Genomic DNA, 293 nt, shown 5'->3' on the forward strand with positions numbered 1-293 from the left:
CCCTGATTTCGAGATTCAAATTCTCTGTGATATGTTCTTATTTCTAAGTGCAATCACATGCCGCTGTTCGTCCTTGCTGTCAACAAGGGCTTATGCGCAACGTTTCGCACGGTTTTTGTAGTTGTGTGCCTCGTCCACGAACAGCCGGTCCACGCCCAGCTGCTCAAATGTCACCACATCGTCCTTGCGGCTTTCTGCCTGCACTTTCTCCAGCCTGGCCTCCAAAGATTTTCGGGTGCGTTCCAGCTGCTTGACGGTAAAACGCTCGCCGCCGCTGGCTTCCACCTCGGCAA

At 53.2% G+C, this 293-nt stretch carries 1 pseudogene; it reads right to left on the minus strand.

From position 1 onward, the window contains the following. Positions 1-111: 111 nt before the first annotated feature. Positions 112-293, minus strand: a pseudogene (locus tag P0G09_RS19740) (hypothetical protein); the annotation flags it as partial.

Origin of the sequence: Faecalibacterium sp. DFI.5.82, assembly GCF_029076575.1 — a bacterium.
GTDB lineage: Bacteria > Bacillota > Clostridia > Oscillospirales > Ruminococcaceae > Faecalibacterium > Faecalibacterium duncaniae.